This is a genomic window from Bartonella sp. AS69XJJH, from assembly GCF_042195585.1.
Classification (GTDB): domain Bacteria; phylum Pseudomonadota; class Alphaproteobacteria; order Rhizobiales; family Rhizobiaceae; genus Bartonella.
Window position 1 is genome coordinate 1 of record NZ_JBHIOO010000106.1, and the last position, 949, is coordinate 949.

General features: G+C 38.4%; 1 protein-coding gene and 1 pseudogene. Both read left to right on the top strand.

From position 1 onward, the window contains the following. Positions 1 to 276: pseudogene (locus ACFIK6_RS09980) on the top strand (hypothetical protein); the annotation flags it as partial. Then, positions 273 to 674, top strand: coding sequence for a hypothetical protein (locus ACFIK6_RS09985; RefSeq protein WP_273791508.1), 402 nt, complete (start codon positions 273 to 275; stop codon positions 672 to 674). The pseudogene ACFIK6_RS09980 and the gene ACFIK6_RS09985, both read left to right, overlap by 4 nt. Positions 675 to 949 lie beyond the last annotated feature (275 nt).

Consider the following 949-nt stretch of genomic DNA (forward strand, 5'->3'; position numbering starts at 1 on the left):
GGCGAAAAAAATTATATCTACATACAAGGTCATATGTTAGACCCCATTAGTACAGTGATTGGTTACAATTGGCCTACGGCTTATGGGGTACGTTCCAAACCATATGATTCATTACATCCGTTAATTCTACCCCTCAGAGAGATGGGGGGAGCGATCATCGGCTATAATCCTAGTACCCATAATTGTTATGCTGATGCAAGTGCTAAGTGTAAAAATGATTACGGTTCATTTGATTTTATAAAATTTTATTCCACGAGAACAGGGAACAAAAAATGAAAATACGATTTAACTTATTGAGCCTGCTCATTCTATTAAGTATTACTGGATGTGATATGGACAAATCTCCTCCAGGGGAAGTATATGGGTGGATCAAGCCAGGAGCAGACTTTACCGAGGTAGGAAAAGCCTTATTAGAATGTGGCATGCCACATCTTAATTATCTTGAGGCTGAAAATCAAAAGCTCAGCAATAATGATAATGCAACAATTTATGCTTGTATGATTCAAGCAGGATTCCGTGACAGATATGGCGGTCCATCTTGGTGTGTGAATCATTGGAGGGAAAACCTTCCCATTTGTCGACCAGGCGCGGTCATTCCGAAACGAAGTGTTGAAAAGCGCTTAAACAGCCCTTTTTGTAAAAAATATAAAAATGCGGATGAATGCCAATCTTAAGTGATGATCAACAATCCGCCATCCTTGCCTTCGCTTGGAATGGCGCGATTGTTTTCTCAATCTAACATCTCAATATTGTTCACCGTTGTTTTAAGCAGCGGTGACAGGAAATATCAACAGGCTTATGAGCTTTTTTATTGTAAATAAATCCATTGAAAGAGGGGAATAATGAAGAAAATCTTAAAACTATTGAGTTGTATAGCTCTGTTAAGTATCACTGGATGTGTTAACTCAATTCCCTCACTTTCTCCAGCATTATGGAGAAATAAAATACT